Genomic DNA, 26,292 nt, shown 5'->3' on the forward strand with positions numbered 1-26,292 from the left:
TTAATTTACTCTTCTACTTCAAAGATTGCTGGAGCTTGTTAGTGTTAACCGAGCAACTCTACCCTTTGGGTATTTTGCCAGATCAACATTTTCACCATTGATACTTAATTCGAGGGACTGTGGTGCACCGAGTACAATGTTAAACGGTTCCTGCCCAACAACATTAAGCTCACTTCCCGCGACTTTAAGCCCATCGATAAGCTTATTCCCTAGCGCGTCGGTCAATTGAATCCAGCAATCATCGGCAAGTGTCATCGCTACGGCAGAACTGCTGCTCTCTGTAGCACCATTTGCGGAAGATTGCTTAGCCAAAGTCCCTTGCTCATCGACCGTATTAGCTAAACTCACTTGGGGTTGGTTCAATCCGCTACTCTCGGTGAGGACTTGAGGCTCAACTCCTGTTTCGGCTTCTAACGAGCCATTAACGGCATCGATAGATTGTCCAAGCACGGCAGCGCGAGGTTGATCAGTCTCAATCTCTGCAACCTCTTCAACGGTCAATTTTGACAAATCGACACCAGACACCATCTCAGATTTTTGCAGCCACCATACAACTAACAATGCGAGCAGTGTAAAAATGATGAAATAGGTCACCATCATTAGCCGACCATCTCGAGCCTGACGCGTCGTTTTACGAGAAAAACTCTGCATTGTTGGTGAATTCGCCACGGGAAAACACTGCGCTAAAACTGTATCTATCACCTCTTTATCTAGGCCAACGATACGGGCATAGTTTTTTACATAGCCTTTGACATAAGTTGTTGAAGCGATATTTGAATAATCATCGGCTTCGATGTCAGACAAAATAGATGGCCGCAGATGCAGCTGCTCAGCGACCTGTTCGACGCTTAGGCCATGAGCCTCACGCGCCTCTTTTAGCAACAAACCCAATTTTGGGGTTGCATCCTTTATAGTCTCAGCTTCATCCTTGAGCATTTCGGTTTGATTATCAGTCATTAGTGCATACTTGCTCTATACTGCTTAGCCTCATAGGAAGCGGGAAATTTAGCGAGTAATAATATACCAAATTTTCTTACGGCTTCCGAATCATTGAGGCCTTGCTCAATTCTAATTCCTAGCGCTAAACTTTGCGCCGACTCGGGCACGACTCGATGATAACGCGCTAAGCCTCTCTTCGCTTCAGAGTAACGACCCAACTCTAGGTCAATTTCAGATAATTCTAATAGCGAGGTGCCTCGGCGAGGATCGTAGTTCAATGCCATTTCAAAATAACCTTGCGCCTTAGTCAGGTCACCCGATTTACGGGTACATACACCTAAGTTCTCATAACTGGATGCCGAACTGGTGTATTTGGGCATTTTAACCGCTTTGAGAAACATCTCTTCAGCTTGTTGATACTTCTCTTGCTGGCACAGAAATACGCCAAAGTTGTTCATTGAATCTCCAGTGGCATCACTGGTGTTGATCGCATCTCGATAAGACTTCTCAGTCAAATCCAATTCGCCAACTGATTGATAATAATAGGCTAGTGCGATATGCACATCTTCAAGATTAGGAGCAAACTCAAGCGCTTTATCCAAATTATATTTGGCTTGTTCACTATTACCTTTGCGCAGATAAGTCAGCCCCAGTTGAACACGCTGACGCGCTGCGGCAGCATTATCGAATACTTTCTCCGTCACAGGAACATCTGTGCCGCTATAGGTTCGTTCAGTCACACATCCTGACATCACCATAGATGTCAGGATGATCAATATCGAAATTTTTGGCTTTTTTAGCTTCATTAGCAAGCCTATCTGTTTGCAGATACAATAAGTTAGTTTATTGTGACTGAAATCTGACTATCTTGCATGCGTTTTTTCGCTAAACGTTTGGTTCTGTCTCGAATATCCCCAGCAAGCTGACCACAAGCCGCGTCAATATCGTCTCCGCGCGTCTTACGGACGATAACCGTTAAGCCATATTCCATTAGCACTTTAGAAAACCTGTCGATACGAGAGTTTGATGAACGACCATAAGGTGAACCTGGATAAGGATTAAACGGAATCAAGTTAATCTTACAAGGGGTATCTTTCATTAACTTAGCCAGCGCATGAGCCTGATCTGTACTGTCGTTAATATGATCTAGCATCACATATTCTACAGTTACGCGGCCACGATTGGCGTTTGACTTCGCTAAATAACGACGAATAGCCGCCAAAAAGTCTTCCAATGGGTACTTTTTATTAACAGGGACTAATACATCACGCAACTCGTCGTCTGGCGCATGAATACTTACCGCCAAGGCCACATCTAAGTTATCGCCCAAGATATCTAGCGCAGGCACGACACCAGATGTCGATACCGTGACCCGACGTTTAGATAGGCTAAATCCGAAATCATCGAGCATGATATCAATGGCAGGCATTACATTTTTAAGGTTAAGTAGGGGCTCACCCATACCCATCATAACGACGTTTGAGATTGGACGTTCGCCAGTTTCTTTTTGAAACCCTAGGAAATGAGAAACGCGCCAGATCTGACCAACAATTTCAGATACCGTTAGGTTACGGTTAAACCCCTGCTGAGCGGTCGAGCAGAAAGTACACTCAAGTGCACAACCGACTTGAGACGATACACAAAGAGTCGCCCGGTCTTCTTCTGGGATATAAACCGTTTCAACTTCCTGACCATTGCCGACGTTAATCGCAAACTTAATGGTGCCATCAGTTGATTTTTGATAGCTGGAAATTTCAGGGGCAACCACTTCACAGCGCTCGGCAAGTTTCGCCCGCAGCACTTTATTGATGTTAGTCATCTGTTCGAAGTCACTTATGCCAAAATGATACAACCATTTCATCAATTGATCGGCACGAAATGGCTTTTCACCCATTTCCGAAAATAACGCTCTTAATCCTTTACGATCAAGATCCAATAAATTGATCTTCTTTTCACTCATTTCGACTAACCTCAAACCAAACCTGCCACAGGGCGGCGAATTATACAGATACCAGCAAATTTTAGCCAGCAACGAAATAGACTATGATAGAATTACAGCCGGGCTAATATTGGCTCGTTACTCGGAGTTATTTTACCTCCCCCATGATAACCCTTATTGTTATTATTTTTCTCGCTATTGGGATCTCGTTTCTCTGTAGCGTGTTCGAAGCTGTGCTTCTATCTGTAACACCTAGTTATATTGCTAATTTAAAAGAGACTAATCCTGTTGCCGCCGCTCGTTTAAGCCGACAAAAGGCTAACGTTGAGTCGCCATTGGTATCAATTTTAACACTTAATACCATAGCACACACTGTCGGTGCCGCAGTGGCTGGCGCGCAAGCAGCTAAAGTCTTTGGCGATGAGATGTTAGGTGTATTTTCTGGTGTGCTAACCTTCCTTATTCTGTTCTTTTCAGAAATCATTCCAAAAACGTTAGGCGCAAACTACTGGCGTACATTGGCACCAAGCGTGTCACTGCTACTCGTATGGATGGAACGCCTGACCAAACCTTTAATCTGGATGTCGCAACAAGTCACACAGTTAATGGGTAAAGGGGATGACGGCTCTTATATCCGCCAAGAGATGAGTGCTATGGCGAAAATCGGGCACGAATCGGGCGAACTCGATGAACAAGAGTCGAAGATTTTGACTCAAATGTTGTCAGTTAAAGAGATGCCAGTTACAGCGATAATGACACCTAGAACCGTCATGTTTAGCTTAAATGCCGAGTTAACCCAGCAAGAGTTCTCAAAGCAACATCAAAAATGCCCATTTACTCGCATCCCTATCTTTGAGGACGATCGAGATAACATCATTGGGTATATCAATCGCAATGCGATTCTGCTCGCTGAACGTAACACGCCTACGGCTCCCATATCTGCGCTGAAGCGCAACTTATTAATTGTGCCAGAAACAGCGAAAATACTACCGTTATTTGAGCTGATGATTAAGCGCAGCACTAAGATAGCGATGATTGTTGATGAATACGGTAGTAACCAAGGCATTGTTACGCTTGAAGATATTATTGAATCTTTACTAGGGCTTGAGATTGTCGATAGTAACGATCCTGTGACAGATATGCAGCAGCTGGCTCGTAAACTGTGGCAAAGACGTATGACCCATAAAGGTATTCGCCTCTCCGATGACGGTGCCGACGGCAGTAATGATCACCTTGGTGATGACAAGCCTCAAGACATAGTCATAAAGTAATAGTGAAAAAGCAATTGATAGTAAATTACTTACTGAGTTTATGTTAAGCATCAAAACTTAAGTATAAAAGGGAAGCTAATGCTTCCCTTTTTCATTTAGGCCAATTGCGCTATAATCCGAGCCCCACAAAAGAGGCCTACATGACAGTTAGATATACCCTAAAGCTTGCACATATTAACGACACCCATTCACATTTTGACCCATCACGAGTGCAATTTCTACTAACTCAGGAAGATAAACAGTACGAGGTTTACTCTCATAGTGGCGGCTATGCGCGAATAGGGTATCAGGCCGAACAAGCAAGACAGCAGGCCAATGATGCACAGCAAAGTTTTCTGTTCCTCCATGGCGGCGATAGTTTTCAGGGAACCCTTTATTTTAGTCAGTTTAAAGGTGTGGCCAACGCCGATCTGTTAAATCGACTTAAGCCCGACGCCATGGTGCTCGGCAACCACGAAATCGATGCCGGAAATGAGCCGGTTAAAAATTTCTTGGACAATATCCAATTTCCTTTGTTGGCTGGCAATATGGATCTCAGCCAAGAAGATCGCAGCAAAAATGCGCCCCTATCAGGGCACTCACGTTTGTATGATTATGATCACCGCACCCAAACCGCAAAGGCGCTAATAAAGCCTCTTGGCGATAAACAACTAGCCGTTGTCGGGATCACCTTAGATCAGATGAAAGAGATCGCACGCCCCGACGACGACACCCTGTTTGCCAACGCCATTGAAACAACGGCCAATACGGTAAAACAACTCCATCAACAGGGGATAAGGCATATCGTTGTGCTGAGTCATCTTGGCTTCGATATGGACAAGCAGTTAGCTACTGAAGTCGATGGCATTAGCCTTATCATTGGCGGCCATTCACATACGCTACAAGGCGATTTTAAACAGCTCGGGATTAGCGCCCTTCCTTATGGTACATCGGTTAATAACACGCCTATTCTTCATGCAGGAAAATATGCTGAAACCATAGGGCTTTGTGATATTGAATTTGATCAAGATGGAAAGGTTATCTCGCTTGTGGGCGGCAACTATTTCATGCTCGATAAGCATTTGTTAATCGAATCCGATGAACAGATCTCCAAGGATGATTATCAACACTTGATGAGCCAGCTATCCGCTCACCCCTTTGTATTATGGGATGAAGAGAATCCATCAATTACTGAGGTAATTCAGTCACAATATCATCCAGCATTAACCGCACTTGAGCACCAAATACTCGGATTTATCCCCCAAAATTTGGTACACACTCGATTACCAAGCAAAGCCCTACCCCATGGCAGCGAGATTGCTCCCTGGGTATGTAAGAGTATCTATCACGAAACCCAGCGAATAACAGAACAGCTTGACTTCGTTCTTCACAACGCCGGAGGCGTAAGGCAGTCACTAAATAAGGGCGCCGTCACTATGGCCGATGTATTAGGCCGACTGCTCCCTTTTGCATTGCCACTAGTAAAATATCGCATTCAAGGTAAATATCTTTGTCAGGCTATCGAATCGGCGATTAACTCTGCGACCAACAACAGTATTAGCGGCACTGGAGCAGGCAGTTTTCCTTATACCTATGGGTTACGCTACTACTATGATGGTCGTAAAGAGAAAGGCTCTCGGGTGGTAAAATTGGAAGTTTTAGTTCATCAAGATGCCGAAGAGAGCTGGCACTCAATTGATATTGAAGCCTTCTACTACGGCGTCTCATCGGCATACACAGCCTCGGGGAAAGAGGGATATCAAGCGTTACTCAATGCAGAGTGGCAAGAAGAGATCACCGAGCTAACGCTACCAGAGGCCTTTATTCGCTTTATGTCTCGGGAACAGGGACTTAACGGCCAGCTTACACCGCATGTCGAATATACCAGCCACCTTTAAGCTGACAGATGAGAAGCTATTGGCTAAGTTGCTTCGACATATAAAATGCCAGAAAAATTTCACCACATTTCTCTTGATATCGATTGTGGTGAAACTTGAAACCTTGGGACAAAAATAGCGCCTTAGAGAGTTTTGACGCGTCGACACTCAGACGCTCAACGGCAGAAAATTTAGCCCATAGCTCCAACTCTTGATATAACGCACTGGCCACCCCCATGCCCTGATAACCAGGCAATACGTAGAGGCTATCGATATAGCCTCTACTATAAAAGTGGGTTTCCACATTGATAAAACCAATACAGAGATAACTGTTACCCACCATCTGCTTAGTATCGACCATTAGCCATGCTTTGCTGCGACTCAGCCGTTTATTCCAGTGATAAGCTGAACGCGGCGCTTTAGACCAGGCTTGTTTTTGTGACGCTGAATATGAGGATTCATCGATATTTTGTACCGTGCAATGATAAAGTTTGCTGACTTGCGCTGCATATTCAGGCGCATATGGGATCACTTGATACATTGAATCACTCTATACATAAAATTACTCGGTACATAAATCACTCGATACATCGAATAATTACTGTCCAAAATCGATAAGCCATAAGTATTGTACCAACAAAAAAATAGCGCTGATAACCTATTATCAGCGCTATTTAACAAACGAATACCGACCGGTATAAGCGTTATGTGGCGTTTTACTTCTTATCGATACGGCCCACAAATAACAACTCATCAAATGTACGGTTTAATGTTTTGCTAGTGAAGTCATTCATCCACATCTGCTCTTGGACAACAACAACATCACCTTTAACCAAGTCAACTTGAGGGCCAGCAGCCCAAAAAGTCTTATCTGACTCTTTAATCTGTACATAGGTGTAACCACCGGCATTCATGGTGTCTAAAACCTGACCTTCATGTACAACACCAGCAGCCCATGCACTAGAGATCCCAAGCGCCAAAGTAGCAACTGCGGCCAAGCGAACAAGTTTAGCTATCATTGTAATTCCTTATATATTCAACGTTACTTAAACATTAAACCACGAGCTCACTAATAAATCTCTACCGAACCTTGGTTATTAGGTTGGTAATGCTAGAGAGTTAGATCAAGCTCTCATTCCCGCCAATAAAGATTACTTTGTGGGAACTATTAACGGTTTTAGCATTCCCTCAAGCCCGTTTAGCTTTATCTCATACATCAACGCCAACTGCTGGCCCAATTTACCTTCAGGGAATCCTTTACTGTGAAACCACACTAAATAAGGTTCTGGTAATTCGATTAACTTACGTCCCGCATACTTACCAAATGGCATTTTTTGATTAATCGCTTCGATAAGCAACTTATCATCCATCACTTCAATTCCTATTCACTTTAACTAGGGTTATTGAAACATAAAGTAAAACCTAAACCTAGCCAGGGTTACAAACCGATCCAAACAGCAATCACATATATACCAAATTAACCTACACATTACGAAATTAATACCTAAAAGGAATAACTATAAATCAAAAGTATTAATTCAGGGGGAAACTATGAGAAGAAAGCATGCTAAACACCAAAGGATAAAAACTATAACCAACTGATTATTAACCAATACATAACAACTGAAGCCTTTGCCTCCCTCTAGTGTCAAGTTTCTGCCAAACAGCCGTTTTGGTCAAGAAAATGACAAGTGTCATTACCTAAAAAAACGTCAAAATTCATACAGTTGACCGATTGAAAACAAACACCTAAATTGAATCTTAAGCTGACATTTGGCGAGCCTATGTGTCTTGAGGTTGATAACCCAATCTCGAAACTGCGAGCTAATAATGCCAAAGCAATCGAACAACAAACATCGGCAATCACTGACAGTCGAGAGGAAAAATAATGATCATACTAGTTGGCGGTGAAAAAGGTGGTAGTGGCAAAAGTTGCCTCGCACAAAATATCGCGGTGTTTCTCACCGTTGAATGCGGTGCATCTGTCATTATGGTTGATTGTGATCCACAGCGGACCACCTCAGACTGGATCCAAGCGCGTAACAACAATACGGAGCTCGCCAGCATCAATTGCGTGCAGCTCTACGGTAAGATCCGTAACGACTTACTTAGCTTAGAACAGCATTATGACTTTGTTCTGGTGGACTGTGGTGGGCAAGATAACCTTGCACTACGTGCCACTATGTCGGTAGCTTCTCATGTATTAATGCCACTAAGACCTAAACGGCGGGACTTAAAAACCGTTAGCCATATGGATGATATCGTTGCAACATGTATGATGATAAATCCTAAAATGCGTGCGTCATTTGTTATCACTCAATGCCCTAGCTTACCCAATCAAGTCAATCGAATCATCGAAGCGAAAGAGGTCTGCAAAACATACGACATCAATGTGCTTGATGCGATCACCTATAGCCGAAACATCTACGACGATAGTGAAGAATCAGGTTTATCCGTGATGGAAACGCAGTCTAAAGGTAAAGCGGCTGAAGAGATCCGAGCTATCGCCTGCGAAATGCTTCAAGCTAGCAGTGCAACCGAAATTCGTAATCGTCTTGCCGAAAAACAGATGAACCAGCTAAGGGGTGGATATGGGACTGGCCGATCTCAAGAAAAACTCTACGCAGTCTAAAAGCGCCATGGCGCGCAGACAGCTGCAGATGTCACTAAACGAGTTAATCGATGACTTTATCGATGATGCGACCCATTACGCCGAAGGTAAACCTGAACAAGTTAAAAGATTGGCACAAGTGATTGAGCTTGATACTGGGTTTGCTGGAGCGATTAACGCAAAAGCACCACCGTTACCACAGCCGATAAAGGTGTTCCCCAGAGGAAATACCCCCTATCGCAAAGCAACATTTACGCTCAGCGAATCGGCTATAGCCCACTTAGCCGAGTTAGCCAGTGGTTGTGATGTCGCAAAATCAAAATTGATTCGATTTTTGATTGAGCATCATTACTCACTGACTGAATCAGAACGGCAGCAAAAGGAACAATCCATCACTGTCGATTAGGGCTAGACAGGTTAATCCATAAGTAAGCTGTATGACCACAGCGACCTTATCTAACACTGAGCAGTTCAACATATTTTAACGCGTTCCTCCCAACCCCTTTCTGGCAGCAGATTTCTCTCATCAGTTAACTCTAGGCTGCCAGCTTTTTTCTTCAAAAATCACCGCTAAACCTCCTGACTCTGTTACTCACCTTATTCTTATGCTTCGGTACGTTGAAAAGTCGATATGAAGCCGCATATTAATAATATTGAAGAAGGAGATTTAGATGCTGGCGATTTTCATTATATTTATGCTCAGTGCTGCAGGAATTAGCTACATCTGGTTTAAGCCTGCCTATATCAAACACAAACGCCAGCGTATCAGTAAAATACCTTTCCCCAATGAATGGCGTGCAATATTGAAACGTAGGATGCCTTACTTTAGATCGCTTCCTAGCGATCTCCAATTGCAGCTAAAACAACATATCAAGGTATTCATTGCAGAAAAGCAGTTCATTGGCTGCCAAGGGATCAACATAGACGATGAGATGCGAGTCACTATTGCCGCGCAAGCCTGTCTATTATTGCTTAATAGAGAAACGGACTACTACCCCAAACTCAAGCAAATATTGGTCTATCCCAGCCTATTTATTGTTAATAATCAGCAGCAAGACACCAATGGCATCATCTGGGAAAAACAAAATATCCTCTCGGGGGAGTCCTGGGAGTTTGGTAAGGTGATACTCTCTTGGCACACAGCTGTAGAGGACGCTGCACAACCTTTTGATGGTCATAATGTCGTCATTCATGAGTTTGCCCATCAGCTCGATCAGGAAGATGGACACTCAAATGGCGCTCCCATCTTGGCAAGCTCAAAAGACTATGCCCAATGGTCGTCTATCATGGCCCAAGAATATGCAAGCTTGCAATATCAAGCCAATCATCAAGAATTTTCAATTTTCAATTATTATGGTGCAACGAATCCGGCAGAGTTTTTTGCAGTGGTAACAGAGACTTTTTTGAAAAGCCACTGGAGTTTAGCCAGCAACATCCTAAGTTATACCAACAGATGAGTCACTTTTTTAAGTTAGATCCAGTAAACTGGCATTAATACCATCCTTAACAGGAATACTTATGTTTAATCATTTCTCTCCCATCAAATTAGGTCGATTACTTAAGCTTAACCTTGTGTGCTTAATATTACTGTTTTCAGCACCAAACCAAGCTGATGATAATAAACAAGCCTCGGTGGTACTCGATAATCTGCATCACTTCGCCGCTAACGCCGATTGGGATAACTATTTTTCACTCTACAGTGATGATGCGATCTTTATCGGCACAGATGCGAGTGAGTATTGGAATATGACTCAGTTCTCACAATATGCTCGCCCAACGAAAGGTTGGAATTACACCTTGATTGAGCGAAAGATGGTTCGCCATGGTGACGCCATCGTGTTTGATGAGTTGCTTGATAGCAAATCTTACGGAGTGAGTCGCGGGACAGGAACCTTATTGCTAACAGCAAACGGTTGGAAGATTGCTCAGTATCATCTGAGTTTCCCTATTCCGAATAAGATAGCCAAGAAAATAACCAATCAAATCAAAGCAAGTACCGCTGACTAATACCAATCAGCATAAAGACAGGTTATCAATATAAAGTACGGCCCTCTGCAAGATGACTTGGCTAGACTCGCTTTATCTTGGTAAAACAAAACCAACAACACGCCTTGTTAGGCGAGTTGTTGGTTTTGTGAATCACCGTTTCATAGAGATTGGATAAGGGCAATTGAAAACAAAATGCTTTTTCGACGAAACAGCATTTTTTGAGTCCAAATTAATGCCCTATTGATGCAGATAAACACACATTGGTGAGTTGAGAAAAGTGGGTAAACAGCTCAAAATCATCCCCGGAAATCGCTCTATCTGAACAGTGCCTATCGGCATAAAGCAGACCTATCACTTTATTGTCAATAATCAATGGCGCCAACATGAAGCCTGTTTTTGACGTATGTTCAACCAGTTCCTTGTCCATGTATAAACGCCATTTTTCCGAAACGGGATTATCAACAAACAAGGCTTTCCTCAGCTCAACACTTTCTGAAAATACGGTTTTCGAGAGATGAAGCTCCACGATAAACTCATTCTTCATGACATCGGTATTATCGCCAATGACAACCCTAGGCTGTAACCTTTTTCGATTTGGCGACAATAACATCACTGCACAGCGATCCATCCCTATCCCGTTTAACACACCATCAATGGTAACAGTGATCACTTCATTGAAATTTGCTTTTGAGATAGCGCAATCGGTTAATTCACGCAATTTTTTTAGCTGCTGCGTTACATTAGGCTCTCTAACGACAGCTTTATTTGTGTCTTCTTCATAGGCTAATGTGAGCTGCTCTGTGCTTGGTAAAAATTCCACTAACACCTTAGCACCATAGCTGGTAGCAAGCTTTTTAGTCGCATAACTGCAGCGTATCATCTGTCCTTTAAACTCATCGACTTCAATGCCTAACATATCTGCGGCTTGCTTGATTCTATGATGTAATGCAACAGGGTCCTTCGGCTCTGCCACCATAAGCTCACTGATCTTATTGGCCAGAAAAATAGAACGTATCTCAGGAGTCCGCTCGTCAGGATTTGACAATGACTTAACCAACACCTCGCCCAAGCCCCAGCTGCGAGCAATCCCTACCGATAGTTGGGCAAACGATGTGCCCAAATATTCTCGAACAATGGCATTTGCATCTTTACTGTCGCTATCAGATAAACGGCGATCCAATTGCTCTGTTATCTCTCCTCCCATACTCCAAAATGCGCTTTCGCCAATGTGGTACAACAATGCGGCGATAAAAACTTCTTCTTGTAGTTCTTCATCATGATCTTTCAGCATCATTTTAGCTAGCATAGCCGCTTGAAATGCCCGTCCCATTAGTGTCAATAAGCGATGATAAACAGGTTCGGATAGACCTTTATTCTCGAGCAAACTGCTCAGTAGTTTGGCGGTAATGCAGATATTACGAATGGTGTCGAAGCCCAGTACGACAGCGGCTCGACTCACAGTGGTAACCAGTGATGTACCTTTATTATATATAGCGCTGTTTGCAACCTTTAAAATACGTGATGTTAATGCGTTATCATGCATCACACTACGCCCTAAAATAGCCAAGGATGACACATCATCTTTGGCTAACTTCTCCAGAGATTTAACGGTCGAGCATAACGCCGGCATCTCTTGTTCGCTGATACGCTTGGTCCAGTAATCTGCACCTTTTACTTGATTTGCAGCCTTCAAATGTTTATCTACTCTTTAGGATCTGTTGTTCTTTTATGATTGTTTTTCAGGCAGTTTATTGGCTATTTTTATTATTTCGTCAAAAACTCACCTCTAATTCATGAAGTATAGGCATAAAAACTGACAACATAACAGTTACATCTGTAGCCATGGATAAATAGATTCATTTTCGACATATCAATGAGATGATTGGGTTAACAATGATGTCACCAGAACTATTTATATCATATCGACCTAAAATTCACTTTGTTGAGATTAAGAGCAAAAAATGCGGCCCAAGGTAGGCCGCCAACACAAGCAAGTTTGATAATCAATTTTGAAGGGAATAAAAACCTCGCACTGCACGTAGGACGCAGTGCGAGGAACAACCGCTACAAACGCAGCAAGTCGAAAGGGTTAAACTAACTCAAGTATTAAAAGCGACGCTTTTAAAACTGATCTTCCTCTGTTGAACCAGTAAGCGCGGTGACAGAAGATTGACCACCTTGGATAACATTGGTCACTTTATCAAAGTAACCTGTACCCACTTCTTGCTGATGTGCTACGAAGGTATAACCCTTCTTCGCTGCCGCAAATTCAACTTCCTGAACTTTCTCTACATAATGCTTCATGCCTTCACCACGCGCATAGTCATAAGCAAGATCGAACATGTTGTACCACATGTTATGAATACCCGCCAAAGTGATGAACTGGTACTTATAGCCCATGTCTGAAAGCTCTTGCTGGAACTTGGCAATTGTTGCGTCATCCAAGTTTTTCTTCCAGTTAAACGAAGGCGAGCAGTTATAAGCAAGGAGCTGATCAGGGTACTGGGCGTGAATTGCCTCAGCAAAACGGCGCGCTTCATCCAGATCGGGCTTAGCGGTTTCACACCAAATAAGGTCAGCATAAGGCGCATAGGCTAGACCACGAGAGATTGCCTGTTCGATACCAGCGTTAACGCGATAGAAACCTTCAGAGGTGCGCTCACCTGTTACGAAATCACCATCATAAGGATCACAATCTGACGTCAGAAGGTCTGCAGCATTAGCATCGGTACGCGCGATCACCAGCGTTTCTACACCGCTAACATCGGCAGCCAGTCGAGCAGAGATTAACTTCTGCACAGCTTCTTGAGTCGGCACTAATACTTTACCGCCCATATGACCACATTTCTTCACTGACGCTAGCTGATCTTCAAAGTGAACACCCGCTGCGCCCGCATCAATCATGTTCTTCATCAATTCATAAGCGTTTAGTACACCACCAAAACCCGCTTCAGCATCGGCAACGATGGGCAAGAAGTAATCAGTGTATCCCTCATCAGTTGGCTCAATCTCATTGCTCCACTGAATTTGATCGGCGCGGCGGAAAGAGTTATTAATACGTTGCACAACCGAAGGCACTGAGTTTGCTGGATAAAGAGACTGATCTGGATACATGGTACCAGCAAGGTTAGCGTCAGCCGCTACCTGCCATCCTGAAAGATAAATCGCTTCGATCCCCGCTTTAGCCTGCTGAACTGCTTGACCACCAGTCAATGCACCTAAAGAATTTACATAGCCTTTCTTAGCACCACCATTAACGAGTTCCCAAAGCTTTGCCGCACCACGACTCGCTATCGTATTCTCTGGCACAATAGAACCGCGTAAGGCCACTACGTCTTCCGCCGTGTAAGGACGACGAACACCTTCCCAGCGTGGGTTTTCAGCCCAATCTTTCTTGATCGCATCAATCTGCTCTTGACGTGAAATCTGTGTAGTTGCCTTAGTCATAATCATCTCCATCGGTATGTTAGGATTCAGTGCCAATCAATACTGCTTCATTCCAAAGGCGCTAAATTTTGCTATTTAGAGGTAAGGTCTACCTCAAAAAATTAATTAAATTTGTGTGTAAAACGATTTTGTTATTCAGATTGCGTTAGGATTTCGTAACCAGGTAAGGTTAAAAAGTCCACCAACTCATCCGATGTTGTGATCTCTTCTAGTAACACAGCGGCTTGGGTGTAGCTCCCACGAGTAAACCTATCTGGCCCAACTTCGAGTTTCACATTGGCCAGCTCTTCGACCAGCATCTCCTTAAACAATGCCTTGGTAACCAACTTTCCGTTGGACAGCTTTTGCTCGTGCTGTATCCACTGCCAAATGGAGGTCCGAGAGATCTCAGCAGTAGCCGCATCCTCCATCAAACCATAGATAGGCACACAACCATTGCCGTTGATCCAAGCCTCGATATATTGCAAAGCAATACGAATATTGAGTCTCATGCCCGCTTCAGTTCTCTCGCCTTCACAGGGCATAAGCAAATCACTGGCTAAAATGGGCGCGTCTACGTCACGAGTGATATGCAACTGGTTAGTATTACCCTCGCCGATATACTCATTGAATATCCCCATCGCGGTGTCAGCTAAACCAGGATGTGCCACCCAAGTACCATCATGACCGTTACGCGCCTCTAACTCTTTATCACCCCGTACTTTGGTTAACACGGCTTCGTTTTGCTCAGCATCCTTAGCAGGAATAAAGGCGGCCATCCCCCCCATAGCTAAGGCTCCACGCTTATGGCAAGTCTTGATAAGAAGACGCGAATAAGCGCTTAAGAATGGCTTATCCATGGTTACCGCTTGTCTGTCAGGTAAAACACGATCGCTATGCTTCTTTAATGTCTTGATATAACTAAAGATGTAATCCCAACGTCCACAATTGAGTGCAACGATATTGGAGCGAAGTTCATACAGAATCTCTTCCATTTCAAACACCGCAGGCAAGGTTTCGATGAGACAAGTACACTTAATCGTGCCAGGCGCTAAACAGAAGCGTTCTTCAACAAAAGCAAATACTTTCGCCCACCAACGCGCTTCAACATGACTCTCTAGTTTTGGAATATAAAAATAAGGACCGCTGCTTTTTGCCAATAGCTGGCGATAGTTGTGATAGAAATAAAGGCAGAAATCGAATAGTGCCCCCGGGATCGGCTCACCATCAAACTCAACATGCTTCTCTAATAGATGTAAACCTCGCACCCGAGCAATCAGTACCGCTGGATCGTCATTGAGCGAATAATGCTTACCCGTCTCCGGAGCGGTGAACTCAATCTCACCGCGTACCGCGTCACGAAGGTTAATCTGACCTTCGACCACCTTCTGCCAACTTGGTGAAAGTGAATCCTCAAAATCGGCCATAAACACTTTAACGTTGGCATTGAGCGCGTTAATGATCATCTTGCGATCTACGGGACCTGTGATTTCGACTCGTCTATCTTGAAGATCACTAGGAATACCACGGATCTGCCATTCACCGTCACGAATCGCTCTCGTTTGTGGTAGGAAGTCAGGCAACTGTCCTGCATCGATAAGCTCTTGTTTAGCCTTACGGCTGGATAGCAAAGATGGCACTTCCTCAGCAAACTCTCTACAAAGCACTTCGAGGAGGTTCAAAGCCCCTTCATTAAGCACAACTTCCTGTCCAGGGATATGTTCACCCACCATATGAATGGATGCCTCGGCTAGGTTTTTATTTAGTACTGGTTCAGTCATCCTGATATCTCCCAAGTGCTTAACGTCTAAAATATAGGTATTCAACTCTTGCTAGCAGTCTATGCACACAGACGCTTACTAGAAGGTCATCGATTAAAGCCATAGCTTGGCAATCATTTGGTATTGACAGTGAGACGATTTGCCAACAAACCACCCTGACCGCTAGCTATGTAAATACATCATTAAAATAACTATCAAATGTGCTTTCAAATGTACGTTTTGAACAAAACCTACTAACAAAAGGTTGTATTTGCAACAGTTAAGCCGAGACAGAATAGTGCATAAAAATAAAAATAAACCTGTATAAATTGGTCTTACCAAACACAAAAGTAAAGCATAAGCAGCTATAACTAAAGGATTTAATGAAATTCAAAAATAGTGTAAACATCATTGTTTGAAAATTGTCAGACAAATTTACCACTGCCAACAAGCTGTAATTTATTACGTAATAAAAAAACCAGAAGTATAGAAATATTTACAGAAAATTTAAGCTTATACGAGAGAAATAAACTCGATAGATGTTTTGGTTAACGTAGAAGGAAGGCTTACAAACAAACTTAAAATCAATATCTTAAGAGAAAACACCTCAAAGCAAAAATCAAACAGCTGTTTTATTGTTACGTTAACGTAAAGGTAAGCCCAGGATGTGCAATTAGAGTGCAACATAATGGTAACGTTTGTCGATCAACATCACAAAAAACATTGGTTAAGAGTGAAAATAATTTAAAAAAAAACAACTTTTATGAATAATTATTGAAGTAAAAGCCCCTAGTCTCCTTTGTCTTTTATCTCTGGAGTGGATGCTAATGGGGCAACTATACCAATCAGTATAAAGATATGATCGCTCAGCGAGAGTGTAGCGCTTCAGAGGCGAGGATCTTAATTGCTCGCATCCTCGGTAACCGCTCCATGCGTTACCCTGCCTCCTAAATCCCTTTAGTCGTGCATTAAGGACATTCACAACATCTGACCGCCAGGGATAGAGGGAATTTCTTAAGTAGGTCGGGAACATGCTAGACCCTGTTGATTGCAACGAATGAGGAACATAGTCGCTCTGTGTTTAAGCTCGTTAACACTGCATCAGATGTGCTAAAACTCGCCTTTTAGGCGTGTTTTTACCTTCCTACTTCTGCGTTGAATAGACTCACAAGGGACAACCATTCCATTGTCCATTCGCCTTGAATGAGGTGCCCAAAAACACGCTGAGTAGATCACCTTCTTATACTGATTGGTATGACACCAACATGGGCAGATGAGTAGTGAATTAAGGCTTAAAGAACGCCATTATGGAATTAAAACCATAAACTAAGGAGAGGATAATCAAGGTAGGTATTTTTCAAACATAACCAGGCTGGCGGGCATCGCTAATTAGACGACGTAAAAGCTAAGCAACCTAGCGTTATTCCATCTCTTAACCCGAGTTCAGGTTAAGTAATTAAACCGTAAACATATAACCTAACACATAAAATGCGAACCAATGCTTAAGAAGCTTCGCTAATCACCATATCAGCTTGATACTCTACCACACAATCACGACCACTGTGTTTCGCTTGATACATAGCAGCATCGGCCCGCTTCATCATTGGATCTAGACTAAGATCATTTTCTAGGCTTGTGCACACCCCAAAGCTAGCGGTAATACTGAGCTTACTATAGTGAGGTCTTGTCGATATATTATCGATAGCAACGCGACATTTTTCTGCTAGGTGAAGTGCTTCTTCTGCGCTCATGTAGGGCAAAAAGATGGCAAACTCCTCGCCTCCCATGCGCACAAACAGGTCTCGGCTCTTCAACAATGGATTGACGGCTTCAACAACCCGCTTTAACGCCCAATCACCTGCGCTATGGCCCAAAGTATCATTAATCGTTTTAAAATAATCGAGATCGAACATGATGACGCTAAAAACACCTCGATGGGCAAGCACATCGATAAATAAGTTTTCTGCAAAATCCTGGCCTGTGCCGCGATTAAAAATCCCGGTCAGCTGATCCAACTGGGAAATACGCTTATACTTACGCTGCTGAATGAACATTGTCATACCAAAAATAACAAAACCAACTGAACATCCAAGCAAGATCATCAAGGCTAAACTCTCGTTATACCGCTCCAGCTCAACCACTTTTTGTTGAGAAGTATATAACGCCCTATCTTGATTAAGCATCTTAATCTCACGAGTCTTCTCGGCATTCTCAAATTTCGCCATCTGGTAGGCATAAGCCTTGGCTTTGGTTTCATCAATTAAGCTATCACTTAACTTCAAGTAATCACCTAAATAATTATAAGCTTGTTCAAAGTCGCCACGTTTCTCAAGCGCAACAGCCATGACTTTTGTCGCACGTTTTTTAGCCTCAAAATGGCTTATTTCATCAGGTAGAGACATCACCATTTGCGCATAATTGATGGCGTTATCCAGATCGGATAGAGATAAATAAGTTTCGGCGAGCAAAGAATTTACGTCGTTAAGCTCTAATTGAAATTGAAATTTTTGGTATTGGTTAAGTGCGGACAAAAGGTGCTTCTTGGCCGTATCAAATTTACCCAACTTGAGTGCTGAATCGCCCAACCCCTTGTCAGACATAGCAACTATCAGTGGAATATGGTGTTCTGAGCAATATGACTTTGTCTTAGCAAACGCTTGCTCTGACTCTTGATAATGCGCTAATTTCAGCGCTGAGGCAGACAATAAGAGTTTTGCATAACACTGCTCTTTGCTGGATATGCCTTTACTAAGTTCTAATGCGAGCGAAGCATAGCGTTGAACTTCTTCAAATACTTCGAGATCAAGATATAGATTAGCCAGCCTTAAATATGAGGTCATCTTGATGGTTACATCGTCAATTTCCTCTATTCGGCTTAAATTCTTAGACATCGCTTCCAGCGCGCCTTGGTAGTTTCTAAGGGCTATCAAAGAGGTTGCTTGATACAGATGAATAGAGTTAAGCAGGCTGGCAGAGTGACTTAACTTCTCTGCCGACACAAGCAAACGATAAGCTTTATCATACATACCGTTATAGAGCTCTTTATTGCTTTCTAAAGTAAGAAATCTTGCCTGCTGTTCTTGTGTTAAAGAGCGAACATTCTCTTTTAAATATTGTATTAGTTCAGATGATTTAGACGGCTCAGCAATTAAAGACACTTTAAGCTCATCTAGAATTACTTCAAAATCGGTTTCAACGGCCATAACTTGACCACTCACCCATGTTAGCAATAATCCGTAAATGACCGTTTTGAAGTAATTCATGCTATATCGTTAATCGACTACTTACTGTCATTTGGATTTGTAATGAGAAGATAAGCTTTGGCATTCGTCATATCGCCAGACAATAGCTTGAGCTCCTCCATATCACCAGACATTACCGCTTGGATCTCTTGCTCATTAAGTCCACTGGCTTTCATTACACCTTCGGGGTCTTTTTTATAAGCCTCCATTAATGCCGCATCAGATCCTAGCTTTTCAAAAAAATCACTCAACGTAGACATATCATTCTCCATTTTTATATTCTAACTCTAGTTGTATTACAAAGCTCTGACCACTGTCGATAGCAATCAAAGCCGATTTAAACCAGATCATCCTAAATCAGCTTCGGTTATCCCAAGCTTCGCTAAAATATCATGATTTACCACCAATGGTTTTGACGGCGGAATAAGCAAGGTGGTAATGGCTGACAAGTGAGCAAACGGAAGTTCCTTTAAAGGCAGTTTATCTATCCGTGGTGATTGTATCGGCAGGTTAGCCGCTTCATAAAGGATTATTTCATGATCAAGGGGATACCACTGATTCAGCTGTTCAACTAACACCTGTAATCGCTCTGAACTGGTATGAAATTCGGTTAAGGTATGTTCCCCTGCAATCCCTATCTGCCACAGCAGCAAATGAGTGGTTGGATCGGGCGTATGGCAATAGAACATAAACTGACTGGCTTCAAAGCTCTGATGCCCAGAATTGCCTGGATCAATCCCCACATCCGCCCAGAGACAAGCTTCAGCTGAAATACCCGGCTCCATCTTGGCGCTATAACCCTCATTGCGGGCTCGTCTTATGGCAAAATGCGACACACAGGCAAACACCCCAGGGTGACCATAAAGGGCGCAAACGACTTTTTTATTAGCTCGAACTTCAGTTAAAATCGCTTCGACCATCTGCTCATAGGTATCACGCCGATTTTTAATCTCACCGGGCTGAGCATAATAACGCTGCAAGGAGCGCACATCACCATTAAGTTTTTCAAGCCAACTGAGTGCAAAGCCATCGGGAACCAGAGAAAAAACCACATCGGCATGCTCAATATAACTCTTACTAATAATACTAATTTGGCCCGCTAAATTAAGACCTGTACCAACACAGACCAAGCTACCTAAGTCACCCGCTTTACCCATAATGGATCGTACCTAATGATGATGAACCAACGTCTGCGCGAAAATTCCCTTTTCGGTTCATTAAGAGCATCGAATAAACCACTCGACAGATACCCTACCAAGGTAAACCCTCACCTAGATATTCCGATATAGTGCTTCAACACTAACTTATCACAATTTTTAATATTGCAAATACTTACAATCAATTAGTCGTCATTTTTTTGAACTAAAAAGATATATCAGCATAAATAACTGCACAATATCATTTCATTAATGGAACCTTCTCCCTCTTTCCCCTGTCTCAACACTCACATTATCATTCCAACCATCATTTATCTTTTGTGCCCGATATTGCGATTAACACACAGCCCTACCGATAAAATCACGATAGCGCTTGTCAGCATAGGGTTTGCTTGGGTATTATGGCCGACAGATTTTTAGGGAAGTAGCGCATTCAATGACCATAAGAAAACATAGTATTACTCTATTAGGCGCGGCTGCGCTTTCGCTTTCACTTAGTGCTTGTAGTGTTTTTGATTGGCTTATTTACAAGCCAGATATACCACAAGGCAACTACATGGAAACGCAACAAGTTGAAAAGCTGCGCGTTGAAATGACTAAAGAACAGGTCGAATATATCTTAGGTCGTCCGGTGTTACGCGACAGTTTTGCCGATAACACCTGGTACTATGTCTATCACTATAAGAGTGGTCGTGATGCGAGCATTATTCACAAAGAACTAATTCTGCACTTTAACAGCGATAAGCTAACAAAAGTTGATGGCGACTATGAACTTTCCGCAGAATTTGGTACGCCACTAGAGCAAAGTAGTTTGCCAGAAATTGGTTCTTTGACGGATGAGAAAGGCGACTTAGTCCCACTTAATCCAGAGGTGCGCCCTGATACTAAGCCTCTGGTTGAAGAGAAAAAAGCGCAAGAGTTGAACGAAATCAAAGAGTTCGAATAATTCAAACGAGACGCAAAAAAGGGCTAAAGTGAAGACTTTAGCCCTTTTTTAATGATAATAATAGCTTAACGAGATCGCCATTTTCTAAGCTATTAGATCAATATAAAAATAAGATGAGTATCAAGTTAACTTACTCGACCACCGGTCGTTTTATTAGCACGTCCTTCATCTTTCGCCTTTTCAGCTCGTTTACGACGAACATCTTTAGGGTCTGCAATCAGCGGACGATAAATTTCGACTCGTTGACCAGGCAGCAAGACCTCATCATGTTTAACCGAACGGCTGAAAATCCCAAGCTTAACCTTTTCAAGGTCAATATCTGGGAAAAACTGGCACATATCGCTTTGCTTAACCGCCTCAATACAGGTTGTACCAGGCTCAACTGTCACCGAGATGCGCTTTTGCTGATTCGGCAAGGCATAAATCACTTCGACGGCGAAGTTTTCTTGTTCACTCATTAACACTCAACTTCCTTAGTGGCACTTAAGACTTATAAACGACTTTAGCTCGGCTCGTAAAAGCAGAAACCATTGAAGACATTAACTCTTTAAATACGCGTCCGAACGCCATATCGGCAACGGGGCTAGAAAACTCAAAGTTAAGTTGAAAATCAACCTTACACGCATCTTCGGTTAACTCGGTAAAGATCCATGTGCCGTGTAGGTGCTTAAAGGGGCCATTTTCTAACGCGAGTTCAATAGACTTGCCAGGCTCTACTTGATTACGTGTGGTAAAAGTTTTGCTGATCCCCGCTTTAGACACATCGACAGACGCCAGCATGGTTTTGCCATCAAACTCAAGTACCTTGCCGCCAACACACCCAGGCAAAAACTCTTTATATGACTCAACATCGTTAACCAGTTCATACATCTGCATCGCACTAAAACGGACTAACACACTGCGGGATATCTGTGGCATCTATTTGTTTAACCTAAATCGTTTATAAAGACTACTTAACCTCTGATTAAGCGATTTTACCACGCTCCCAGCCACGGGTCACCTGTGGTGCATGGCAGACTAAGCTGGATAAAAAAACATCAAGTCGACAACTAAACCAAACAAAAACGCGAAATAATACCGCCAACCAATTCCAAATTGGCTAACCGCGCGTATAATAGCCCGCCTATGGCTAAGAAAAATGCAAAAAAATCAAAGAATCCACCAGCAACAATAGCGCGTAATAAACGTGCAACCTTCGATTATAAATTTGAAGAAAAATTTGAAGCTGGCTTATCCCTCATGGGATGGGAAGTGAAATCGATCCGAGTCGGTAAGGTTAACCTATCTGAGAGCTATGTGTTCTTACGAAACGGTGAAGCTTATCTATTTGGTTGTACTATCACACCACTCAACACCGCATCCACCCACGTAGTGTGCGACCCCATGCGCGACAGAAAGCTTTTGCTTAACCGCAAAGAGCTCGACAAGTTGCAAGGCTTGGTCGACCGTCAAGGCTACTCGATTGTGCCGATCTCAATGTACTGGCGCAAAGGCGCTTGGGTTAAAATTGAGATAGGTTTAGGTAAAGGTAAGAAAGAACACGATAAGCGCGACGATACCAAAGAGCGCGAGTGGAAGATTGAAAAATCTCGTACCATGAAAAAAGCCGTTCAACAGTAATCAGCGAAAGCTTGCTGTTTAAACGAGGAAAATGGTCGGATAACGAACAATCAATTGTAACAACATGATTTATCCTTGGTGTTAGAGGATTTCACGGGTTACAATCACATTGTACTTGGGGGCGATTCTGGATTCGACAAGATTCACGAAACCCTAGGAGCATGCCGAGGGGCGGTTGGCCTCGTAAAAAGCCGCACAGTTATAGTTGCAAACGACGATAACTACGCTCTAGCAGCTTAGGCTAGCTAGCCATCTTGCTCACGTTTCTCAAATGGGCAGAGTAATAAGATGGTCACCTTTACATTTGATAGCGAGGGAACCACGTTCAGGGGTGAACCGCGAAACAGTACTGAACTCGCCAATTGCAATCCTGTCTTTCGGAGTGTACTTGGTTAACCAAAAGAGAGACTAAGCATGTAGCGCCGAGGATGTAGGCTTTTTGGACGCGGGTTCGAGCCCCGCCGCCTCCACCAACACAAGGTTAGTAATAACCTTCAAAGGCCGCTAAACCCCTACCAGACGGGTTTAGCGGCTTTTTTGTATCTGAGATTTGCCTGAATCCACTAGAACTCTGAGCTTTGAATCGTACCCATGCGCTATGCGATGACCTGGCGATGACCTGGCGATGACCTGGCGATGATAGTTATTGCAGGTATAAGCATTAAGGCCTAGAACAGCGGATCGGTTTAGTCATGAATAAGATAGCCAGTATTGGCAGGCAATGCAGTGCACCATACTGGCTAAAAGAGGCAAGCGTTTAGCAACCAATCAATATAAGTGGGTTTCAGTGAGATCCATCTGTTGGTCGAGCGAGACATAATCGGCAGCGATAAAATTGATGTGGCCTAACTTACGGTTGGGTTTAGTCGCCTTGTTATACCAATGCAAACTTGAACTCGCACTTAGCGCTTTCATCGGCGGCACAGCAACACCAAGTAGATTTAACATACCGGTTTTGCTGGTTAACGTGGTTGCCCCGAGTGGCAAGCCAGCAACTGCGCGAATATGATTTTCAAACTGGCATGTTGTAGCCCCCATTTGGGTCCAGTGTCCGCTGTTATGAACACGTGGGGCGAGTTCATTGACCAGCAATTGGTCGCCTACTACAAATAGTTCCATCGCCAACACGCCAACATAATCCTCAGCTTCGAGTAATCGGCGCATATAGTCCTGGGTAGCAGCTTCCATTTCTGGGCTAATATGCTTAGCCGGCGCCGTTGAGCGGATAAGAATGCCTTTGCGGTGCACATTTTCGGTCAAGGGATAAAAGCGAATCTCGCCATCATGACCACGCGTGCCAATAAGTGACACCTCTTTATCGAAGGGGATCCACTGCTCTATCAAATGATCGCCAAAAGTTTCTGAGGCCGCGAGTGTATTGAGGCTATCATTGTCATGGACGACCCACTGATTTTTACCATCATAGCCCTCATCCAAGGACTTTATCACCATAGGCAAACCAAGGGTTGCTGCGCTTTGAGCTAGGTCCGCTTGATAGGTAAAAGGCGCACAAGGAATGCCTAGCTTGGCTAGCAATAGCTTCTCTTTGATACGACTTTTACACTGGGCAATGCTAGCGGCGCTAGGGCGAACCGTGCAATAGGTTTCAAGTTGCTGCACGAGATGCAGATCAACCTGCTCTTTTTCTACCGTGATCACATCGGGTTTACCAAGGGCGTGATAAAGAGCTTCTATACTTTGCCCTGGCTGCCAGGGCGCTATAATGCCCAAACCCTCAACACAACTGAGATCGGTATCAACACCGCTATCGGCAACAAAGCTAAATTTTATCCCCAGCGGTAATCCTGCAAGGGCCATCATTCTGGCTAGCTGACCGCAACCAATGATGCCAATACGCATTACTCAACCTCCAAGGGAACACTAGCAGTTTGACTCGCGCGCCAGTCACATAGACGCTGAGTCAATTCTTTATCTTTTAATGCCAAAATTTGCGCCGCCATCAAGCCTGCATTAAACGCCCCTGCCTCACCGATAGCTTGAGTGGCTACTGCGACGCCTTTTGGCATCTGCACAATAGAAAGTAGACTGTCCATCCCCTTTAACGCCTTACTCAGCACAGGCACAGCAATCACAGGCAGATGTGTCATAGCGGCGGTCATACCTGGCAGATGGGCGGCGCCACCGGCACCAGCAATAATCACCTCAACACCGTCTGCTGCAGCGCCATGGCTAAACTCGACTAAACGCTCTGGAGTGCGATGAGCCGACACAACCTGCGCTCTATAGGCGATCTCTAGTGCATCCAACACAGTGGTAGCATTTTTCATGGTTGGCCAATCACTTTGCGAACCCATAATAATAGCGACTTTAGCTTGATTCATATTTGCCTCTTAATTTGTTAACCAATGAGTGAACAGCGCATAGGTAGGTATTCCTACTAACACATTGAACGGGAATGTAATTGCTAAGGAGTATGTAATAGATAAACTGTGATTTGCGTTGGGGATAGCCACTCGCATTGCCGCCGGTACGGCGATATATGACGCACTTCCTCCCAGCACTGCCAGCAAGGTCGCGCCACCACTCGAAAGCCCCATCAGAATTCCGAAGAAACAACCCAGCAGGCCGCCAATCAGTGGCATTGCGACGCCAAAGGCCAACATGAAATTGCCCATCTGCTTCAGATCTTTGATGCGACTCGCCGCTACCATGCCCATCTCCAATAGGAACAGCGCCAACACGCCGCGGAACAGATCAATGAAGAGTGGCTTTATTGAGCCAATTTGGTCTGCCCCCCAGTAACCGATAAATAGCGCCCCAACAAGCAGCACCATACTTTGATTGCAGAACACTTCATGCAGTAACACTTTCCACTTCACTTTATCGCCAGTCTTTTTCGCTAGGGCAATACCGATGGCAATTGCGGGCACTTCGAGCAACACGACAAACAGCGGGAAGTAGGCTTCATAGGCGATATTCTGTGTCTCTAGAAATGCCAAAGCTACCGCATAGGTACCAATACTCACCGAGCCATAATGGGCCGCAATAGAAGCTGAGTCTTCACGATTAAGCTGACCGATGAAACGTAGGATTGGAAACGCGATGATCGGTATCATAAGTCCCAATAAGATAACTAGACCTGACTGAGGTAATAATTTGGGAGAACCATATTCGGCGAGCGCAACCCCCCCTTTTAAGCCGATAGCAATCAATAAGAATAACGTAAGACTTTGATAGAGCGCTTTAGGAAACTGCACATTAGCCTTCACCAAGGTGGCTAACGCTCCCAGAATGAAAAATGCGATAGTGATATCCATCTGATCTTAAGCTTCCTTAGCCTTAAGCTGATTGCTCGCTGGCCTAATCGCTTGCTTTGTTTTGTGTAAGCTCGCGGCAAGAGAGAAGCCCGCTAAAGAGAGAATACTCGCGCCAACCACCATTAAGCCAGTACCACTATGCCCTTGAGACGTTGCGCTCGTCCCTATAACGGAGACAACAAGGCCTGTAAATAAACTGAATAGAGATTGCTTATCTTGCAGTGCAACATGCATAAATCGTTTCATATAGACCTCTTT

Annotated in this window: 25 protein-coding genes, 1 other RNA gene and 1 pseudogene; 9 read left to right on the forward strand and 18 right to left on the reverse strand. The window is 43.7% G+C overall.

Translation table 11 applies throughout. The features are described 5' to 3' along the window. Positions 1-18: 18 nt before the first annotated feature. Genes K0I73_RS12840 through rlmN form a run of 3 tightly spaced genes read right to left on the reverse strand, consistent with a single transcriptional unit; the run spans position 19 to position 2,899 of the window. Positions 19-957, reverse strand: a complete 939-nt coding sequence (locus tag K0I73_RS12840) for a RodZ domain-containing protein (RefSeq protein ID WP_220061488.1) — start codon at positions 955-957, stop codon at positions 19-21. Then, entirely contained in the window at positions 957-1,745 is a 789-nt protein-coding gene (pilW, locus tag K0I73_RS12845; protein WP_220061489.1) for a type IV pilus biogenesis/stability protein PilW, read from the reverse strand. Before pilW ends, K0I73_RS12840 begins: the two co-directional genes overlap by 1 nt. A gap of 32 nt (positions 1,746-1,777) precedes the next feature. Then, complete coding sequence (gene rlmN / locus K0I73_RS12850) at positions 1,778-2,899, reverse strand: dual-specificity RNA methyltransferase RlmN (RefSeq protein ID WP_220061490.1); 1,122 nt, start codon at positions 2,897-2,899, stop codon at positions 1,778-1,780. 143 nt (positions 2,900-3,042) lie between these two features. Here rlmN and K0I73_RS12855 point away from each other — a divergent pair, with 143 nt between their 5' ends. After that, positions 3,043-4,149 (forward strand): CNNM domain-containing protein, encoded by a 1,107-nt coding sequence (locus tag K0I73_RS12855; protein ID WP_220061491.1) that lies wholly within the window; start codon positions 3,043-3,045, stop codon positions 4,147-4,149. 140 nt (positions 4,150-4,289) lie between these two features. Next, positions 4,290-6,026, forward strand: a complete 1,737-nt coding sequence (locus K0I73_RS12860) for a bifunctional metallophosphatase/5'-nucleotidase (protein WP_220061492.1) — start codon at positions 4,290-4,292, stop codon at positions 6,024-6,026. A gap of 16 nt (positions 6,027-6,042) precedes the next feature. Here the strand turns inward: K0I73_RS12860 and K0I73_RS12865 are convergent, their stop codons facing one another. The 3 genes from K0I73_RS12865 to K0I73_RS12875 form a co-directional block, all read right to left on the reverse strand. Further along, the gene (locus K0I73_RS12865; RefSeq protein WP_220061493.1) at positions 6,043-6,546 is read right to left on the reverse strand and encodes a GNAT family N-acetyltransferase; all 504 of its coding nucleotides are present in this window, start codon (positions 6,544-6,546) and stop codon (positions 6,043-6,045) included. Between the two features lie 175 nt (positions 6,547-6,721). Further along, positions 6,722-7,024: an NrfJ gene (locus tag K0I73_RS12870; protein WP_220061494.1), complete on the reverse strand. Its 303-nt coding sequence runs from the start codon at positions 7,022-7,024 to the stop codon at positions 6,722-6,724. A gap of 132 nt (positions 7,025-7,156) precedes the next feature. Beyond that, on the reverse strand, positions 7,157-7,375 hold the full coding sequence (locus K0I73_RS12875) for a DUF3820 family protein (protein WP_220061495.1): 219 nt from the start codon (positions 7,373-7,375) through the stop codon (positions 7,157-7,159). A gap of 518 nt (positions 7,376-7,893) precedes the next feature. On the opposite strand from K0I73_RS12875, the gene K0I73_RS12880 reads away from it, so the two are divergent. The 4 genes and pseudogenes from K0I73_RS12880 (at position 7,894) to K0I73_RS12895 (ending at position 10,623) form a co-directional block, all read left to right on the forward strand. Then, positions 7,894-8,637, forward strand: a complete 744-nt coding sequence (locus K0I73_RS12880; protein ID WP_220061496.1) for an AAA family ATPase — start codon at positions 7,894-7,896, stop codon at positions 8,635-8,637. Next, positions 8,597-9,022 (forward strand): CopG family transcriptional regulator, encoded by a 426-nt coding sequence (locus tag K0I73_RS12885; protein ID WP_220061497.1) that lies wholly within the window; start codon positions 8,597-8,599, stop codon positions 9,020-9,022. The genes K0I73_RS12880 and K0I73_RS12885 overlap by 41 nt, the downstream gene beginning before the upstream one ends. A 265-nt stretch (positions 9,023-9,287) precedes the next feature. Then, positions 9,288-10,111, forward strand: a pseudogene (locus tag K0I73_RS12890) (M90 family metallopeptidase). 23 nt (positions 10,112-10,134) lie between these two features. After that, on the forward strand, positions 10,135-10,623 hold the full coding sequence (locus K0I73_RS12895) for a nuclear transport factor 2 family protein (protein ID WP_220061498.1): 489 nt from the start codon (positions 10,135-10,137) through the stop codon (positions 10,621-10,623). A gap of 211 nt (positions 10,624-10,834) precedes the next feature. On the opposite strand, the gene K0I73_RS12900 is transcribed toward K0I73_RS12895, so the two are convergent. The 6 genes from K0I73_RS12900 to K0I73_RS12925 form a co-directional block, all read right to left on the reverse strand. Further along, the gene (locus K0I73_RS12900) at positions 10,835-12,298 is read right to left on the reverse strand and encodes an HDOD domain-containing protein (RefSeq protein ID WP_434086681.1); all 1,464 of its coding nucleotides are present in this window, start codon (positions 12,296-12,298) and stop codon (positions 10,835-10,837) included. Positions 12,299-12,726: 428 nt separating this feature from the next. Then, entirely contained in the window at positions 12,727-14,052 is a 1,326-nt protein-coding gene (gene aceA / locus K0I73_RS12905; protein WP_220061499.1) for an isocitrate lyase, read from the reverse strand. A 131-nt stretch (positions 14,053-14,183) separates the two neighbouring features. Beyond that, complete coding sequence (gene aceB, locus K0I73_RS12910; RefSeq protein WP_220061500.1) at positions 14,184-15,812, reverse strand: malate synthase A; 1,629 nt, start codon at positions 15,810-15,812, stop codon at positions 14,184-14,186. A gap of 1,481 nt (positions 15,813-17,293) precedes the next feature. Then, positions 17,294-19,054, reverse strand: a complete 1,761-nt coding sequence (locus K0I73_RS12915; RefSeq protein ID WP_220061501.1) for a GGDEF domain-containing protein — start codon at positions 19,052-19,054, stop codon at positions 17,294-17,296. Positions 19,055-19,071: 17 nt separating this feature from the next. Further along, positions 19,072-19,293: a hypothetical protein gene (locus K0I73_RS12920; RefSeq protein WP_220061502.1), complete on the reverse strand. Its 222-nt coding sequence runs from the start codon at positions 19,291-19,293 to the stop codon at positions 19,072-19,074. 87 nt (positions 19,294-19,380) lie between these two features. Next, positions 19,381-20,190, reverse strand: a complete 810-nt coding sequence (locus K0I73_RS12925; protein ID WP_220061503.1) for an SAM-dependent methyltransferase — start codon at positions 20,188-20,190, stop codon at positions 19,381-19,383. Between the two features lie 436 nt (positions 20,191-20,626). On the opposite strand from K0I73_RS12925, the gene K0I73_RS12930 reads away from it, so the two are divergent. Then, positions 20,627-21,136: an outer membrane protein assembly factor BamE gene (locus tag K0I73_RS12930; protein ID WP_220061504.1), complete on the forward strand. Its 510-nt coding sequence runs from the start codon at positions 20,627-20,629 to the stop codon at positions 21,134-21,136. A 125-nt stretch (positions 21,137-21,261) separates the two neighbouring features. Here the strand turns inward: K0I73_RS12930 and K0I73_RS12935 are convergent, their stop codons facing one another. Both K0I73_RS12935 and K0I73_RS12940 read right to left on the reverse strand, forming a co-directional pair. Beyond that, positions 21,262-21,594, reverse strand: coding sequence for an RnfH family protein (locus tag K0I73_RS12935; protein ID WP_220061505.1), 333 nt, complete (start codon positions 21,592-21,594; stop codon positions 21,262-21,264). 25 nt (positions 21,595-21,619) lie between these two features. Then, on the reverse strand, positions 21,620-22,054 hold the full coding sequence (locus tag K0I73_RS12940; protein ID WP_069670353.1) for an SRPBCC family protein: 435 nt from the start codon (positions 22,052-22,054) through the stop codon (positions 21,620-21,622). Between the two features lie 207 nt (positions 22,055-22,261). Here K0I73_RS12940 and smpB point away from each other — a divergent pair, with 207 nt between their 5' ends. Together smpB and ssrA are read left to right on the forward strand one after the other, a co-directional pair. Further along, the gene (gene smpB, locus K0I73_RS12945) at positions 22,262-22,756 is read left to right on the forward strand and encodes an SsrA-binding protein SmpB (RefSeq protein WP_028765339.1); all 495 of its coding nucleotides are present in this window, start codon (positions 22,262-22,264) and stop codon (positions 22,754-22,756) included. Between the two features lie 117 nt (positions 22,757-22,873). Next, positions 22,874-23,229: a transfer-messenger RNA gene (gene ssrA, locus K0I73_RS12950) on the forward strand. 295 nt (positions 23,230-23,524) lie between these two features. Here ssrA and K0I73_RS12955 read toward each other — a convergent pair. From K0I73_RS12955 to K0I73_RS12970, 4 genes are read right to left on the reverse strand one after another with little or no spacing between them, the layout of a single operon-like run. After that, the gene (locus K0I73_RS12955; RefSeq protein ID WP_220061506.1) at positions 23,525-24,616 is read right to left on the reverse strand and encodes a 5-(carboxyamino)imidazole ribonucleotide synthase; all 1,092 of its coding nucleotides are present in this window, start codon (positions 24,614-24,616) and stop codon (positions 23,525-23,527) included. Next, positions 24,616-25,098 (reverse strand): 5-(carboxyamino)imidazole ribonucleotide mutase, encoded by a 483-nt coding sequence (gene purE, locus K0I73_RS12960; protein ID WP_220061507.1) that lies wholly within the window; start codon positions 25,096-25,098, stop codon positions 24,616-24,618. The genes K0I73_RS12955 and purE overlap by 1 nt, the downstream gene beginning before the upstream one ends. 9 nt (positions 25,099-25,107) lie before the next feature. Continuing rightward, complete coding sequence (locus K0I73_RS12965) at positions 25,108-26,034, reverse strand: sodium-dependent bicarbonate transport family permease (protein ID WP_220061508.1); 927 nt, start codon at positions 26,032-26,034, stop codon at positions 25,108-25,110. 6 nt (positions 26,035-26,040) lie between these two features. After that, the gene (locus tag K0I73_RS12970; RefSeq protein WP_220061509.1) at positions 26,041-26,280 is read right to left on the reverse strand and encodes a hypothetical protein; all 240 of its coding nucleotides are present in this window, start codon (positions 26,278-26,280) and stop codon (positions 26,041-26,043) included. Positions 26,281-26,292 lie beyond the last annotated feature (12 nt).

Source organism: Shewanella mesophila (genome assembly GCF_019457515.1).
GTDB classification, from domain to species: Bacteria; Pseudomonadota; Gammaproteobacteria; order Enterobacterales; family Shewanellaceae; genus Shewanella; species Shewanella mesophila.